Annotated in this window: 7 protein-coding genes (1 of these 7 running past the window's edge); 5 read left to right on the top strand and 2 right to left on the bottom strand. The window is 69.6% G+C overall.

Translation table 11 applies throughout. From position 1 onward, the window contains the following. Positions 1–90 precede the first annotated feature (90 nt). From ACXJ3V_RS04215 to ACXJ3V_RS04205, 3 genes are read left to right on the top strand one after another with little or no spacing between them, the layout of a single operon-like run. Positions 91–1,056, top strand: a complete 966-nt coding sequence (locus ACXJ3V_RS04215) for a TIGR03885 family FMN-dependent LLM class oxidoreductase (RefSeq protein ID WP_457099010.1) — start codon at positions 91–93, stop codon at positions 1,054–1,056. Continuing rightward, positions 1,053–2,714 carry an alpha-amylase family protein gene (locus tag ACXJ3V_RS04210; RefSeq protein WP_457099009.1) on the top strand — a complete coding sequence of 554 codons (1,662 nt, stop codon included), beginning with the start codon at positions 1,053–1,055 and terminating at the stop codon, positions 2,712–2,714. Before ACXJ3V_RS04215 ends, ACXJ3V_RS04210 begins: the two co-directional genes overlap by 4 nt. 55 nt (positions 2,715–2,769) lie before the next feature. Next, positions 2,770–3,783: an o-succinylbenzoate synthase gene (locus ACXJ3V_RS04205; protein WP_457099008.1), complete on the top strand. Its 1,014-nt coding sequence runs from the start codon at positions 2,770–2,772 to the stop codon at positions 3,781–3,783. On the opposite strand, the gene ACXJ3V_RS04200 is transcribed toward ACXJ3V_RS04205, so the two are convergent. Then, positions 3,761–4,399, bottom strand: a complete 639-nt coding sequence (locus ACXJ3V_RS04200) for a TetR/AcrR family transcriptional regulator (protein WP_457099007.1) — start codon at positions 4,397–4,399, stop codon at positions 3,761–3,763. The two genes, ACXJ3V_RS04205 and ACXJ3V_RS04200, sit on opposite strands and share 23 nt — an antisense overlap. A 160-nt stretch (positions 4,400–4,559) precedes the next feature. Here ACXJ3V_RS04200 and ACXJ3V_RS04195 point away from each other — a divergent pair, with 160 nt between their 5' ends. Both ACXJ3V_RS04195 and ACXJ3V_RS04190 read left to right on the top strand, forming a co-directional pair. Beyond that, positions 4,560–7,325: an efflux RND transporter permease subunit gene (locus tag ACXJ3V_RS04195; RefSeq protein ID WP_457099006.1), complete on the top strand. Its 2,766-nt coding sequence runs from the start codon at positions 4,560–4,562 to the stop codon at positions 7,323–7,325. Then, positions 7,322–9,373, top strand: a complete 2,052-nt coding sequence (locus tag ACXJ3V_RS04190; RefSeq protein WP_457099005.1) for a YhgE/Pip domain-containing protein — start codon at positions 7,322–7,324, stop codon at positions 9,371–9,373. Before ACXJ3V_RS04195 ends, ACXJ3V_RS04190 begins: the two co-directional genes overlap by 4 nt. 92 nt (positions 9,374–9,465) lie before the next feature. On the opposite strand, the gene ACXJ3V_RS04185 is transcribed toward ACXJ3V_RS04190, so the two are convergent. Further along, positions 9,466–16,905: the 3' portion of a Calx-beta domain-containing protein gene (locus tag ACXJ3V_RS04185; RefSeq protein WP_457099004.1), read on the bottom strand. Its footprint extends 24,591 nt past the window's final position; 7,440 of the gene's 32,031 nt are visible here — the last part of the coding sequence; its start codon lies off the right edge, out of view — the gene reads right to left on this strand; the stop codon is at positions 9,466–9,468.

The raw sequence follows: 16,905 nt of genomic DNA, 5'->3' as shown, positions 1-16,905 counted from the left end.
TGATGTTCTCGAGCGCGTTGCGCTCTTGCCCATCCATCGCCGCCGTGCAAGCCCCTGCCCGGCGCGACCCGCCTCGGCGAGACTCGGGCGATGGTCTTCATCGGGTACCACGCCTCGCACGAGCAGCTCCCCCCGAGCATCCTCCTCGATTCCGTCCGTCGCGCCGAAGCTGCCGGATTCGATGGCGCGATGTGCTCCGACCACTTCGCGCCGTGGGGAATCCGGCAGGGCGAGTCAGGATTCGCCTGGAGCTGGCTGGGTGCGGCGCTGGCCACGACATCCTTCTCGCTCGGCGTGGTGAACGCCCCCGGCCAGCGCTATCACCCGGCGATCGTGGCACAGGCCATCGCGACCCTCGGCGAGATGTTCCCCGGCCGATTCTGGGCGGCGCTGGGCAGCGGCGAGGCGATGAACGAGCACATCACCGGCGACCCCTGGCCGGCCAAGGACGACCGCGACCAGCGCCTGGCCGAGAGCGTCGACGTCATCCGCCGGCTCCTCGCCGGCGAGACCGTGACGCACGACGGTCTGGTCCGCGTGCACCAGGCCAAGGTATGGAGCCGCCCGGCGACACCCCCGCCGCTCTTCGGCGCCGCGGTCGGCGCCGAGACCGCGGCCTGGGTCGCCGGCTGGGCGGACGGACTCGCCACGGTCGCCCAGCCGCCCGCCGCTCTGGAACAGGTCGTCGCCGCCTATCGTGAGCACGGTGGACGCGGACCTGCGGTCCTGCAGCTGCATCTCTCGCTGGAGCGGACGGATGCCGAGGCCCTCGCCGTCGCGAAGGATCAATGGCGCAACGGCCTCGTGCCGCCGCATCAGGCCTGGGACATCGCCCAGCCCGAGGCCTTCGATGCGGCCGCCGGCGAGCCGACCGATGCCGAGATGCGCGACGCGGTGCTCGTCGCCCAGGACGCCGGCGAACTGGCCGAACGGATCGCCGAGCTCGTGCGATGCGGCTTCGGCCGCGTCTACCTGCATCACGTCGGCAAGGACCAGGAGGAGTTCCTGCGTCGCTGCGAGCATGAGCTCATCCCCCGGCTGAGGGAGGCCCTGTGAAGATCACCGACACGAGCGACCTGTGGTGGAAGACCGCGGTCGTCTACTGCCTCGACGTCGAGACCTTCTTCGACGCCGACGGCGACGGGGTGGGCGACCTCTCCGGGCTCGCGCAGCGGATCGACTACCTCGCCGACCTCGGGGTGACGTGCCTGTGGCTGATGCCGTTCTACCCGAGTCCAGACCGTGACGACGGCTACGACATCACCCACTTCTACGGGGTCGATCCGCGACTGGGCACGCATGGCGATCTCGTCGAACTGCTCCGCACCGCCAGCGATCGAGGCATCCGCGTCATCGTCGACCTCGTGGTCAACCACACCTCCGACAGGCACCCGTGGTTCGTCAATGCGCGGCGCGGCCGGAACGCGAAGTTCCGGGACTTCTACGTGTGGGTCGACAAGCCCCCCAAGAAGCAGGCGCAGACCGTGTTCCCTGGCGAGGAGTCGAGCGTGTGGGAGCTCGACAAGACCAGCGGGCAGTACTACCTGCACAGCTTCTACCGCTACCAGCCCGATCTGAACATCGCCAACCCGCACGTGCGCGACGAGATCGCCAAGGTGATCGGCTTCTGGATCGAACTCGGCGTCTCGGGGTTCCGGGTTGACGCCGTGCCCTTCCTCATCGAGGCGCCGCCGGGCGTCGACATCGGCGACCCCCACGAGTATCTGCGCGATCTGCGCCGCTTCCTCGCGCGTCGCCGTGGCGATGCGGTTCTCCTGGGAGAGGTGAACCTGCCCTACGCCCAGCAGGTGGAGTACTTCGGCGTGCACGGCGCCCAGGAGCTGACTCTGCAGTTCGACTTCAACTCGATGCAGGCGCTCTACCTCTCGCTGGCGCGATCGGATCCCGCCCCGCTCATCCGCGCGCTCAAGGCCAGACCCGAGATCGCGCCGGAGTCGCAATACGCCAACTTCGTGCGCAATCACGATGAGCTGACCCTCGACAAACTCACCGAGGCAGAGCGCCAGGAGGTGTTCGATGCGTTCGCGCCGGACGAGCGGCAGCGCGTCTATGGACGCGGCATCACCCGTCGGATCCCGCCGATGCTCGGGGGCGATCCTCGTCGCATCCGCATGGTCTACAGCCTGCTGTTCACCCTGCCCGGCACCCCCGTGCTCTTCTACGGCGAGGAGATCGGGATGGGCGAGAACATCGAGATCCAGGGACGCCAGTCGGTGCGGACGCCCATGCAGTGGACCCGCGGCAAGAACGGCGGGTTCTCGTCCGCGCCGCCCGCACGACTCGTCGCGTCGCCCCCTGCCGACGGCTACGCGCCGCAGCACGTCAACGTCGACGACCAGCTCGGCGACGACGACTCACTGCTGCAGTTCGTCCAGCGGCTTGCGTCGCGCTACCGCTCCTCCGCCGAGCTCGGCTGGGGCCGGTTCGAGGTGCTCGAGCAGGATCAGCCCGCCGTCCTCGCGCACTCGCTCGCCGCCGACGTGGGGCGCTTCATCGCCCTGCACAACTTCGCGGACGTCCCGGTCACGACGACCATCACGCTGAGCGACGATCCGGATGCCGTGTCCCTATCGGATCTGCTCGGCCCCGACCGGATCGCACTCGACGACCGCAAGAGCGTCGTGATCGAGCTGCCGCCCTATGGATACCGCTGGCTCCGGGTCGTGCGGCCCGGGGACGGGCGACTCTCCTGACCGCGGCGAGTGACACGCGACGAGCGACACCGCCGCCGAGGGGCATGATGGATCCGTGAGCACTGACGCCGCGGCATCCCTCCCCTCCCTCGACGACCTCCTCGGCACCGCGCGGGTGGTCTCGCTCCCGCTCGCGACGAGATTCCGGGGAGTCGAGAACCGCGAGGCGGTGCTGCTGCAAGGCCCGGAAGGCTGGACGGAGTTCTCCCCCTTTCTCGAGTACGGCGACCGCGAAGCCGCGACGTGGCTGGCTGCGGCGATCGACTTCGGATGGATGCCGCAGCCTGCGCCGCTGCGCCGCGAGATTCCCGTCAACGCCACGGTGCCCGCAGTGGCCGCGGCATCCGTCCCCGAGGTGCTGGCGCGCTTCGACGGCTGCCGGACTGCGAAGGTGAAGGTCGCGGAGCCGGGGCAGAGCCTCGCCGACGACATCGCGCGCGTGCGCGCCGTGCGGGACGCGATGGGCGCGGAGGGACGGATCCGCGTCGACGCGAACGGCGCCTGGAATCTCGACGAGGCCGAGCACGCGGTGCACGCCCTGGCGGAGTTCGACCTGGAGTACATCGAGCAGCCGTGCGCCACGGTCGAGGAGCTCGCCGAGCTGCGCCGCCGGGTGAAGTATCTCGGCATTCCGATCGCGGCCGACGAGAGCGTGCGCAAGGCCGAGGATCCCCTCGCCGTCGCCCGCGCGGGCGCGGCCGACCTGCTCGTGATCAAGGCCCAGCCGCTGGGCGGGGTGCGCCGCGCGCTCGAGATCGTCGCGCAGGCGGGGCTCCCGGCGGTCGTCTCCAGCGCCCTGGACACGTCGGTCGGACTGGCGATGGGCGCGGCGCTGGCCGCCGCCCTGACCGACCTCGACTACGACTGCGGCCTTGGCACCGCCGCACTGTTCACCGCGGATGTCTCGGCGACCCCGCTCCTGCCGCGCGGCGGAATGCTCCCGGTCGGAAGGGTGACTCCCGACGTGGAGTCCCTCGACGCGCGCGCCGCAACGCCGGAGCGGCAGCAGTGGTGGCTCGCCCGCCTCGAGCGGTGCCACGCGCTGCTCAGTGCGCCGGCGGCTCGATGATGAGCTGGGCGACGCGGCCGAGCTCGTCGTTGGTGCGGCGGCACATCTCGGCATAGTCGACACCGGCCATCGCCGCCCGCACCGAGGTGCCTTCCCAGATCGTGATCATGAGCCGAGCGGCTTCGACGGCGGAGACCCGCAGGCGCAGCGCGCGCACCCGGACGATGTCCTCGATGATCTGCGCGACGCTGCCGATCATCTCGGCCTCCTGGGCGAGGTAGGCCGCGGCGAGCTGGGGATCGCGCAGCGCGCGAATGCGGATCTCGCTCATGAGCAGGATGCCGAGCCGGTCGTCCGCGGAGATATCGAGCACCTGCTGGATCATCGCCGATGCGTCGGTCGGCGCAGACCCGAGGTCGCCCTCGGTCTCGAGATCGGCGACCCGCGCGCGGACGGCCGCGACGCGCTCCCCCGCGACCCGGCCGGCCAGTTCGAGGAACAGCTCGTCCTTCGAGTCGAAGTTCGAGTAGAACGCGCCGCGCGTGAAACCGGCGCGCTCGCAGATCGCTTCGACGGATGCCGCGTCCAGGCCGACCTCGGCGAAGACCTCGGCGGCGGCATCCAGCAGCCGTTGGCGCGTCAGATCGCGCCGGCGAGACGTGACGACATCGGTCACCGTCGCTCCTTTCGCTGGATTCACACCGCACGTTCAGGTTTGCGTTGAGATCCGAATCTACGATACATCTATGTATTGGATACACCGGCGTATCGAGACTGTACTCAACTGACCCTGCCGGACCACCGGCGCATCGCAATCTGTCGACCCGGAGGCTCCCGTGTCCACCATCCTCTATTCGCTCGGGCGTTGGTCGTACCGACACCCGTGGCGTGTGCTGGTCGCCTGGCTTCTGCTGCTCGGCATCGCGGGCGGCAGCGCCGCTCTGTTCATGAAGGGCACCGACAACTCGTTCTCGATCCCCGGCACCGAGTCCCAGGCCGGCATCCAGCAGCTCGGCCGGTCATTCCCGCAGGCGAGCGGCACCAGCGCACAGATCGTGATCGTCACCGCGGACGGCGACAGCGTGCACGACGAGCCGTACGCCTCGGCGATCGAAGACGCGGTCAGCTCTCTCGAAGACCTCGACGGGGTGCTCGCCGTCACCGATCCGTTCAACGAGATGGTGTCGGGACTGGTCTCGGACGACGGCGATGCCGCCATCATCCGCATGCAGTTCGAGGGACAGGCCACCTCGGTCTCGCCCGAGACCAAAGCCGACCTCAAGGAGGTCGGCACCGACCTCGAGCAGGCGCTGCCCGAGGGCTCGCAGGTCGCCGTCGGCGGCGACCTCTTCTCGAACTCGCTGCCGACCATCTCGCTCATCGAGGCGGCCGGCGTGCTGATCGCCCTGTTCGTGCTCATCGTGACGTTCCGCTCGTTCCGGCTCGCCTGGTTCCCGCTCACCAGCGCGATCATCGGCGTGGCGCTCTCGGTTTCGCTGATCTTCGTGGCGACCGCGTTCGCCTCGATCTCGGCGACCACGCCGCTTCTGGCCGTCATGCTCGGTCTCGCCGTCGGCATCGACTACGCCCTGTTCATCACCGCGCGGCATCAGGACCAGGTGCGCACCGGCATGGCTCCGGACGAATCGGCCGCCCGCGCCAACGGCACCGCGGGGTCGGCAGTCGTGTTCGCCGGCGTCACGGTGCTCATCGCCCTGATCGGCCTCTCGTTCGCGAACATCCCGTTCCTCACGACGATGGGCATCGCGGCATCCGTCGCGGTCGCCATCGCCGTCCTCATCGCGGTCACGCTCACGCCGGCGTTCCTCGGCTTCGCCAAGGGCCGGGTCGTCGGCTGGAAGGCCCGCGCGCCGCGCCGCGCGCGGAACGCGGATGCCGTGGTCAAGCCCGCGCGACGGGGCTTCGCGACAGTCTGGGTCAACGGGGTGACGAAGCATCCGATCATCACCACGGTCGCCGTGGTGGTCGGCCTCGGCATCCTCGCGATCCCGGCTGCGAGCCTGCGGCTGGCTCTGCCCAACGCCGGCATGCAGCCCACCTCGAGCGAGGCCCGTCAGGCGTACGACCTGGCGTCCGAGCACTTCGGCCCCGGCTTCAACGGCCCGCTCATCATGACCGGCACGATCGTCACGTCGACCGATCCGCTGGGCCTGATGGCCGATCTGTCCGACGAGATCGAGAAGATCCCGGGCGTCAAGGAGGTCGCCCTCGCGACCCCGAACGCGACGGCCGACACCGGCATCATCCAGATCGTGACCGAGACCGCTCCGGACGACCCCGCCACCGCTGACCTCGTGCGCGAGCTGCGCGACCAGCACGACCGCCTCCTCGACGAATACGGCGTCGACCTCAAGGTCACCGGATTCACCGCGGTCGCCATCGACATCTCCGACCGCCTCGGCGCTGCACTGCTGCCCTTCGGCATCTTCGTCGTCGGTCTGTCGCTCGTGCTGCTCACCATCGTATTCCGCTCGATCTGGGTGCCGATCAAGGCCGCCGCCGGCTTCCTGCTCTCCGTGATGGCCGCCTTCGGCGTCGTGGCGGCGGTCTTCGAATGGGGCTGGTTCGGCGAGGCGCTCCACGTCAGCAGAACCGGACCGATCATCAGCTTCATGCCGATCATCCTGATGGGCGTGCTGTTCGGCCTCGCGATGGACTACGAGGTGTTCCTCGTCTCACGCATGCGCGAGGACTTCGTCCACGCCCGCGCCCGCGCCGGCGGCGCCGATCGCGCACTCGCGGTGAGCACGGTCCGGTCGGGGTTCACGGCATCCGCCCGCGTCGTCACCGCGGCCGCCGTCATCATGTTCGCGGTCTTCGCCGCGTTCGTCCCGGAGGGCGACGCCACGCTCAAGCCGATCGCCTTGGGGCTCGCGGTGGGGATCGCGATCGACGCGTTCGTCGTGCGCATGACACTGGTTCCCGCGGTCATGGCACTCCTCGGCGAGAAGGCGTGGTGGATGCCGCGCTGGCTCGACCGGGTGCTCCCCCACTTCGACATCGAGGGCGAGGCCGTCGAGCGCGAGCTGGCCCTCGCGAACTGGCCAGGGCCGGACTCCACCGCGGTCGTGGTCGCCGAGCAGCTCGAGGTGAACGCCGACGGGATCCCGCTCATCGAGGCGGTGTCCGTGCGCGTCGAGCCCGGCGCGGCGCTCGTCGTCACGAGCGCGTCCCCCGCGGCGAACACGGCGCTGCTGCTGACCATCGCCGGGCGCGTGATGCCCACCGGCGGCCGCCTCCGGGTGGCCGGTCACCTGCTGCCGGAGCGCAGCGCCTGGGTGCGGGCGCACGTCGGGGTCGCGCTGCTGCACGGCTCCCCCGACCCGCTCCACGAGCTGCGGCTCGCCCTGCGCGGGCGCACGTCGCTCCTCGTGATCGACGGGATCGACGCGATCCCGGCCGGGGCCGAGCGCGACCGCGCCGCCGCCATGCTGCGGGACGCGGCATCCACCACCGTCCTCGCCTCCGCGGTCGACCCCGTCGGCGCGCAGGCGTTCTTCGCCGAGGCCGGCCGCGCGAGCGTGCCGGTGCTCGATGTCTCCCGCTCTTCCGTTCCCACTCCCGCCGAGGTGTCCGCATGACCAGCGCCGGAATTCCCCACATCATCGAACGCGCCCGCTCGCGGCGGCCGGTCACCTGGATCACACTCATCGGGGTGCTGCTGCTGCCCGTCGTGATCGGCGGCATCCTCGTGGCCGCGCTCTACAACCCCGCTGAGCGGCTCGACAGCCTCAACGCGGCGATCGTGAACGAAGACGAGCCGGTGACGATCAACGACCAGCTCGTGCCGCTCGGACGCCAGCTGACCGCGGGCCTCGTCGAAGGCTCCGACGAGCAGGACAGCAACCTGACCTGGACCATCTCCAACGCCGACGACGCGGAAGAGGGCCTCGCGGACGGCACTTACGACGCCGTCATCACGATTCCGGAGAACTTCTCCGCGGCCGCGACTTCGACCGCGCCGGGCGGCACGCCCGAGCAGGCGACCCTCGAGGTGCAGACCGCCCCCGACGCGCTCATCGTCGACGACGCCATCACGGCGCAGGTGACCCAGGCTGCGGCGTCGCTGATGGGCGAGCAGCTCTCGCAGGTGTACCTCGAGAACGTGTTCCTCGGCTTCACGACACTGGGCGACCAGCTCGGCGAGGCAGCCGGCGGCGCCCGCACGCTCGCCGACGGCGCGCAGCAGGCGTCCGACGGCGCGGCTCAGCTGCCCGGCGGCGTCACGCAGCTCGCCGCCGGTGCGGGCGGGATCTCGTCGGGAGCCACCGCGCTCGCCGGCGGTCTCGACCAGATCGCCTCGGGCATCGGCCTCGCCTCGAACGGTGCGACCGACCTGGCCGCCGGGCTCGATGGCGCTGCCACGAAGGTGCAGAGCCCCGAGCTGAATGGCGCCGCCCAGGCGACTGCCCAGTATGCGAAGACCGCCGCCGACCAGACCGCCGCCCTCGCCGGGAAGGTGGGCGGCGTCGCGCAGTCCGCCGGAGCCCTCGCCACGACCCTGGGTGGTCTCGACGCCGACTGCGCGGCATCAGGCGCGTCGGTGGACTACTGCACGCGCGTGACCGCGGCACTCGCGAGCGCACAGACCCTCGCGACGGATGCCGGAGCTGCCGCGCAGGACGCCGGCGCGGCGGCCGTGAGCGCCGGCACGGCCAGCGGCTACGCCGCCCCCACGGCAGCCGGCATCGGCACGCTCACCTCGCAGACCAGCAGCGGACTGACGGATGCCGCAGACGGCGCGCGCGGACTCGCGAGCGGCCTCGACAAGCTGGCGGCCGGTACGACGCAGTCCGCGGACGGCGCACGCCAGCTCGCGAGCGGCGCGTCGCAGCTCTCGAGCGGCGGCGATCAGCTCGCCACCGGCGCGCAGAGCCTCGCCGACGGAGTAGCCCAGCTCGCCTCGGGCACCGACCAGCTCGCCACCGGACTTGAGACCGCGACCGAGAAGATCCCCACCTACACCGACACCGAAGCGGCCGACCTCGCCGACGTCGTCTCCAACCCGGTCGTCGCCAAGGGCGCGGGCACGAGCCTGTTCGGAGCTTCGGCGATCCCGCTGCTGGTGACCGCCGCGCTGTGGTTCGGCGGCCTGGCGACCTTCGTCGCCCTGCAGGCGGTCAGCCGCCGGTCGCTCGCCTCGCGCCGGCCGTCGGCGCTGCTCGCCTTCCGCGCCTTCCTCCCCGCCGCCGCGCTCGGCGCCCTGCAGGGGCTGATGGTCGCAGGCATCGTGCAGCTGGCCGCCTCATACGACTGGTCGCAGTGGTCGCTGTTCGCAGGGCTCTGCGTCGCGGCCGGCGTCGCCTTCGCTGCGGTGAACCAGGCGCTGGTCGCCGTGTTCAGCGGCGCAGGCCGGTGGATCTCGGCCCTCGTCGGCGCGCTCACCATCGCCACAGGGGTGGTCTCGACGGTGCCCGGGGTGCTGGCATCCGTCGCCTCGCTGATGCCGACCGCGCCCGCCTACAACGGCATGCTCGCAGCGCTGACCTCGACATCCGGAGTCGGCGCGGCCCTTGCCGGCCTCGCGATCTGGACGCTCCTGGCGTTCGGCGCGACGATCCTCGCGGTCGTCCGTCGCCGGACGGTCTCGGCACGATCGCTGCTGACGTCGTCGCCCGCCACCGCGTGATCGACGTCGCGTGACGCCGGGCCGCCGCGGGGGGCAGAGCTCCCCAATGCTCTGACCCGCGCGACGTCGACCCCCAGGCCTCCGCGCGGCTGCTACGTGATGGTGACTTTGCCGCTGGACTTCTTCAGGTTCGCCGCAGCGTTCGGCGTGAGCCGTACGACGAAGAACTCGTTCGGATCGCTCAGGCTGTCGCCCACGATCGTGTAAGTGATTGTCGCGGTGGTCTGGCCGTCCGCGAAGTTGACCACGCCTGAGCTCGCTCCGGTGTAGTCGCTGCCCGCGGTCGCGGTGCCACCGGGGTCGACGGCCCAGCTGATCGCCAGCGCACCCACCGACGACGATCGGGTCACCGTGACTGTCACGGTCTTGGTCGTGCCTGAGGCCCCCTCGGCCACGGAGACGTCCGCGATCGAGACGGTCTGCGGCGGTGGCGGCGCGCCGCCGTAGGCCGCGGCATCCGTCTTCAGGTGGTAGTCGGCGATCGACACGACCGTGCCCGTGCCCAGGCCGAACACTCCCTGTCTGCCGTCGCCGAGCGGTGCGTTGAAGGTGATCGACGCGAGCACCTGCCCGGCGAAGGTGACGGTGACGACGTTCGCCTTCAGGACGATGTTCAGGAGGTAGTCGGCACCGGCGGTGAAGGTGCGGGCGATCGCATAGTCGATGACCCGGCCGGCACCGATGACGTGGCCGACGATGATGCGCTGGCCCGCGGTATCCATCGCGACGAACTTGTAGTCGGTGCTGGAGTACCAGTCGAACATGAACCCGGTCGTGCCGATCGCCTTGAAGGTCGCCTCGAGCTCGATGTAGGTGAGCGGGTCGAAGGTGGGCACCTTGGTGACGCCCTTGACGCTGGTGGCGACGCCGAGGAGAGCGGATGCCGAGCCCCCGGTCGCGGTGCCTTCATAGCGACCGCCGGTCTGGGTCCACGTGCCGGTCTGCGGCGTCTTGGTGGCGTTGTCGGTGCCCTCGAAGTACTCGGTGCTGTCGAGGGTGATCGCCGGCGAGATGACGGTGAGGGCGATGTTGTCGAACAGACCGTGGGCGCCGTTGGATCCGAAGCCGACGAGACCCTTGTTGAGCGCGACCTGGTCACCGCCGATGATCCGTGGCAGGAACATGTACGAGAACGCGTTCTTTCCGTCGATCGTCACGGTGACGACCAGGCCGTTCACGACGACGTTGAGGTTGTAGTAGGTCCCGGCCTTCACGCCGCCGGGCACCGTCCCTTGCGCCACGGTGTGCCAGCCGCTCGCGTCCCGGTAGCCGATCACCATCTTGTTCGTGGACTGGTCGACGCCGGCGAACTTGAAGTCGGTCGGGCTGAAGTAGTCGAAGATGACGTACGCGTTGGCCTTCCAGCCGCCCGTCGGCTTGTCCATCGAGATCTTGGCGGCAAGCTCGAAGTAGACGGTCTTGTAGGCGTCCGAGTACCAGACCGCAACGGCATCACCGGAGGTGTCGGTCGCCGTCACCTGCAAGATGCCCTGGGTGATCGTGAACGCCCCGGAGTCCGTGGCGAAGCCCTGCATCGTCCCGTCGTTGAAGTCGGATCCCCTCAGCGTGTCGCGCCGACCGCCCGGGATGTTGCCGGCCTGCGGGTCGGTCGGGCCGCCGGTCTGCGTCTGCCACAGGCCGTGGTCCTCCTGGCGGATCAGGCCCAGCTCGCCGTACGGCTCGCCGTTGCGCTGGGGGTTGCCCTCGCCATCGCTCGAGCGGGTCATGTCGACGCCCTGGCTGCGGCTCAGCGCGTACAGGAACTCCGGCAGCTGCGGCTCGTTCTGGCGGCTCACGGTCGCGATGCCGAACGGCGCGAACGGAACGAGGTAGCTGTTGTACTCCCCGACCCAGTCGATCAGCCGGTCGCCGCCCGTGTTGCCGATCAGGATGTCCACGCCCGCGCCGCCGTAGACGCGGTCCTGGAAGCTCGAGTTGACGCCGTCGGGGGTGTCGTTGAGGTACGTGTCGCCCGTCTGCGTGCAGGTGCCGTTCGGCTGGGCCGTCACGCATCCGGAGTGCAGGTCGTCGTCGGCGTTGTTGAGGTCGTTGCCCCAGCCGCCCCACAGTGTGTCCTGTCCGGTGCCGCCGACGAGCCAGTCGTTGCCGAGGTCGCCGAAGATGACGTCGCTGCCGTCCGTGGGCTGGTTGAGCTTGGTCGCGGTGCAGTTTCCCTGGTTGTCGACGGCGACGCACGCGCCGGGTGCCGCCACGTAGTTGCCGAACAGGTCCTCGTTGTTGAGGAAGAACTGGTTCGGGAAGAGGCTCGACGCCGGGCTGCCGGTGCAGGTGTGCCCGCTCGGGGTGTAGGAGGTGCAGCCCCACGTCTGGCCGGCCGCATTGAAGCGGATCTCACGCCGCGGGTCGTACTCGTCGTAGAGGAGGAACTCACCGAGTCGCAGCGCGTTGTGGTGGTTGGAGTGCCATGCGTTGGTGTCGGCGCCGAAGTGCAGCACGTCTCCTGGGTTCCACGGGTGGGCGAAGTCGATGTACTCGAGGCCGCTCAGGTTGCCGGAGCCGTCGAAGTGCTGGTTGTAGCCGGAATCGGCGACCTTCGGTCCGTCCACCCCGCCCCAGCCGCGGCTGTCGTCGGGGTCGGTGCCGATCGCCTCGGCGCCGCTGATCGCGTCGTCGCCCGCGCCGCCGTGGATCCAGTCCGATCCCCAGCCGCCGAAGATGATGTCGTCGCTGTTGTTGGCGTCGTACATCGGGGCGTCGACGACCTTGTTCTGGCTGATGTTCTCGTTGGGGCCGAGGTTGTAGACGGTGAGGTCGACGGCCTTCACGAGCTCGTTGGCGATGTTGATGGTCGCCGTCTGCACCTGGCCGGGCGTGTAGATGAACTCGTTGAGGACGTCGCCCTGGCTGGTCTTCGTGTCTGGGTCGAGCCTGCGGAAGCTCTTGATCCCGAACAGGGGCTCAGCGAGCTCCTGACAGACGGTCGTCGAGGACGCGAGGCATCCGGTGTTTCGGCTGGTGAAGATCCGGCCGTCGTCGCCCAGGATGCCGTCGGCTCCGGTGCCGCCCGAGATCCAATCGTTGCCCCAGCCGCCGATGATGTCGTCGTTCTGCGCGTCGCCGTAGATGACGTCGTGGTCGGCGCCGCCGTAAACGGTGTCGTCGCCGGTCTCGCCGTGGACCTCGTCACGACCGCCGATCTGCGTCGTCTTCCAGGAGCCCTGCGTCGTGTCCAGCACGTTCGAGCACGTCGGCTGGGTCGGCGAGCCATTGGGGTCGGGGCAGTTGGCGCCGACCGGGAACCCGAAGTTCTCCGGCTTGAAGTCCGGCCCTCCGACCGTGTAATCGAGCAGGTGCACACCGCGGACGACGAGACGCTGCGTGCCCGCCACGATCGTCAACCCGGCCGCGAGCCCGCTGAAGGTGTCGTAGTTGAAGGTCAGGTAGTTCGGGTACGTGACCGGCTGAGTCGCGTCGAACAGGGGCGGCACACCCGTCGAGCCCTTGTTCCCGTTGCCATTGACGTCGTTGCCGCTGATGCCCACGATGCGGATGATCCGGCCGTTGTCACCGACGATCGTGTCGGCGTCGCGCGCGTCCATGTCCTGCGGGAGCGTCGAATCCACCAGCACCCCACCCGGCGCGGCGATGGTGCCCGCGACGCCACGTGTCTGGTCGTTGATGGCGATGCGCGTACCCGAGCCGCCGAAGATGATGTCCGCACCGCGGTCGTCGCGCACGCCGTACCAGTCGCCCGGGTCGGCGAGGCCGTCGGGGCGCTGCGCCGCGTTCGTCAGGCTGAAGAAGTCGCTCGAGCCGCCGACGATGTCGTCCTGGCCAAGTCCGCCGAAGATGCGGTCGTTGCCCGCGCCGCCCTCGATGTAGTCCTGACCGTCGGTGGCGGCCTCGAGCGAGGCGACGACCACGAGTGTGCCGGTGAAGTCGCACACGACTGCGCCGGCAGGTCCGACGCATCCGGTCGGCGTGCGGCTCGCCCCCGTGTGAATGGTGGTCTTCTGCAGGCCGTTGCGATCCTCGTCGGTCGCCCGAGCGAACGCACGCTCACCGTCGCCGTCGCCCTCGAGCACGTCGTTGCCGACCTGGCCGAAGATCAGGTCATTCGCGGCGCCGCCGAGCAGGTGGTCGTTGCCGAAGCTGCCCGCACCGACGTCGCCGTGGTCGATCGCGTACGTGTGCCACAGTTCGTTGACGTTGTACTCGGCCCACCACGGTGCCCCATCGGGATCGCGGTAGGGACGCTCGATGCCGTCGGTGAGAAGTTCACCGGAGCTGTCGGCGGTCGGCACCGGGTGCAGCGGGGTCGAACCGGCGATCGGGCAGAGGTTCGCAGGATCGATGATGTCGCTGCGGCTGTACAGCAGCGTGCCGCAGAGCGTCTGGAAGCGTCCGCTCTCCCAGTAGCCCGGCGTCCGGCCGAACAGGACGTTGTCGCCGAACACGATGTCGTCGGCGGCATCGCCATCCACGAGGTCACTGCCTGCCCCGCCGACGAGCACGTCGCGGCCCAGCCCGCCGAAGATCGCGTCATCCGCTCCGCGCTGGATGTTGCGGCTCTCGATCGAGACGATCGTCGAGATCGCGGTGGTCTGGATCTTCTGCAGGCGGATGTCGGGAAGGTTCGTGTCGGCGGTGTTCCAGGCGTTCGGGCCGTCCTGGATCACGACGCCGTAGTCGCCGAAGATGATGTCGTCGAAGACCCACTCGGGTCCGGTGGGCACCGTTGCGCCGCGCGCCGGGTCGTCCTCGCCCCAGAGAAGGTCGCGGCCGGCGACGAGGAGTTCGTCGCGAACCGGCGATCCGTAGGGCTGGATCGTCGTGCCGTTGTTGATGTACCCGGCGCCGGTCACGCTCGGCCGCGGCGACCGGTCGGTCACGGCAATGTCGAGCGCGCGGGTGAAGATATCGACGTTGATGCCCGCGTCGCCGTAGATGTGGTCGACTCCGCGCATGCCGCGGATCTCGTCGTCGCCCGAGCCGCCGGCGAGGTGGTTGCCCGCCTGGCTGCCGATGATGAGGTCGTCACCGAGGCCGCCGTAGGCCGTGATGCCGACCGTCGGGAGGTTGCTGCAGGTCGTGTTGCACACGATGTTCGAGAACAGGCCGCTCGCGTCGATGATGTCGTTGCCGGGGTTGTCGAACGGGTCGGCGAGGCCGAACAGCCACTCGTCGTCTTCGTTGCCCGCGTCGGGGATGTATGTGAACGGGTCGAACGGCTTCGGGCCGAACTCCATGCCGAGCACGTCGCCCGGACGACCCGAGTACCAGACGCCGTCCTGCGACGTGTCGCCGTAGACGACGAGCGGCGAGTTCGGGCCGGCCGTGTTCGCCTGGTCGCACGCGACGGTGCGTGCCCGGTTCGGATCGGCCGGATCGATCGGCGAGGCGAGGTTGCAGACGGTGAGGATGTCGCCGCCCATCCGCTGGCCGCCGCTCTTGGCGTCTTCGTACCCGGTGATCGTCAGGAACGTGGTGAACCAGGTTGCGACGTCGCCCACGAGCTTGACGGTCGGCTGCAGGGCCGTGTTGGTGAAGATGAGCTCGGTAGCGGTGACCGAGGCAACGGTGTAGACGCCGGGCAGGCCACTCACGCGGACCTGCATGCCGGCCCGGAATCCGGCGAATGCGCCGGCAGGGCCGACGAGCCGGTCGAACTTGATCTGGAACTGCCCGGTGACTTCGATCTTGAGCGGCTCGACGACCTGCACCGAGACGTTCTTCGTGCCCGCTGTGAGCACCGTGCCCGCCGGGGAGGCCGGGGTGGGCAGGATCGGTGCACTCAGGTACATGATCGAACCGGCGCCGCAGCCCGGGAACGGGTCGTCTGCGGGAAGGCACACCGCGTCGCCGAAGCCGAGGATCAGACGCGTGTAGGTCTCACCGGCGAGCTGGACGTGCTGGTAGGCCGTGCCGTAGGGGTTGCCGGCGACATACCCGCTGCCGGCGTAGCCGTTCGTGTACGCCCACGACAGCCGGTCGAGGCGGGAAAGGGCGAGCGCGGATCCCACGGGTACGCCGGCACCGGCCACGGGCACGGTGACCGTCATCTGGAAGTCGTTGCGGATCGGCGAGTTGCCGCCGCCGTGCACGGTCGTCAGGCCGCCCTGAGGTCCCGGCACGAACACCGTGCGCGCGCCGCCCATTTCGGCGGTCATGAGGTCGCCGCGCGTGAGGGTGAGCACCGATGTGATCACACCGCCGACCACCGTGTCGGTCACCGCGATGATCCGCCATTGGCCGACGACGTTCTGGATCCGTACGAGCTGGCCGACGACGAATCCGTCTGCGGCCCAGCTGCTGCCGGACCGGGAGACGGTGCCGCCGTCGCCCGCGATGTTCGGTGCGACCGTGATCGTTCCGGTGAAGGTCACCGGGACGTCCGTCGCGACCACCGTCGTCGCGCCTGCCGAGATTCCTGTGGCCGGAGCGGTACCGGTCAGCAGCTGCAGGTACATCACCGTGTTGTCGGTCGTGTCGCCCGGGAACGAGTCGGCGAATCCCACGACCTTGAACTGCCGATCGGGCTGGTTGCCGATCGTCACCGTCTGGCCGATCAGGAAGCCCTGCGCCTTCCAGTCGAACGGCGCGCCGCGCGTGAGCTGGAAGCTTCCGGCCGGCGGCGCCCCGAACCCGGGGTAGGTCGCGGCGGTCGAGAGTGTCACGGTTCCCGTGAGCTTGACCGGCACATCCGGCTGCAAGGTGCCCTGGATGTCCAGGCGATCGTTGCCCGAGCCGAGCAGCACGTTCACGACCTCGATCGTGGACTTCGCCGAGTCGGCGAGGTAGGTGCCGTCGACGAACTGGATGCTGCCGAAGCTGATCCCGCCGGCGAAGGTGATGTGGCCCGCGTTCGTCGCCTCACCGTAGGTCTCGCCCGTCCCGACGAGGAAGTCGAGGTCCTTGGCCATGCCGAAGCCCGTGAGGCCCGTCTTGGTCATCACCCCGACGCCGTGGGCGACGCTCGAGTCGTTGTAGACGGTGAGGATGTCGATCTGCTTCGACTCCGGCGCCTGAGTGGCGATCGCGAACAGCGGGCCGTCCTGCTCACCGGGGAGCTTGAGTCCGAGCTCGAGCGAACGGTCGGCGCCGGTCACGCCACCCTCGACGGCGAGCGGACCGCGCAGGCGAGAGAGCAGGTGCGTGTTCGCCGGGAAGATCTTGACGCCCTGGCGCTGCAACGGCTGCGAGTAAGACGTGTCTGCCTTGAGCTCGATCGGCTTCTCGGTCGCCCAGTCGCCGTTGAACGTGACGACCGCGGCGATGCGCCGGACGGTGAACCCCGCGCCGGACGTGAGCGCGGTGAGTGTGTCGCCGCTTGCCGCCTCGAGTCGCAGCTCGAGGATGTTGTCCTTGCCGAGGTTGGTGCCGCGGATGACCGCGATCTTGGCCCGGACGCACGTGCCGCCCTTGCAGATCTCGACCCACTGGCCCTCGAGGAACCCGTCGCCCAGCCACGAGCTGCCCGCCGCGGCCGGGTCGCGGACGAGCCGCCAGCCGGCTGTCGCGGTGCCCGCCACGACCGTGGCTGATCCGTCCCAGGTGCCGACGCGGGTGAG

Source organism: Microbacterium sp. P5_E9 (genome assembly GCF_054049175.1).
Note: the sequence above shows the minus strand (reverse complement) of the source record. Positions and strands in the feature narration are given on the sequence as shown.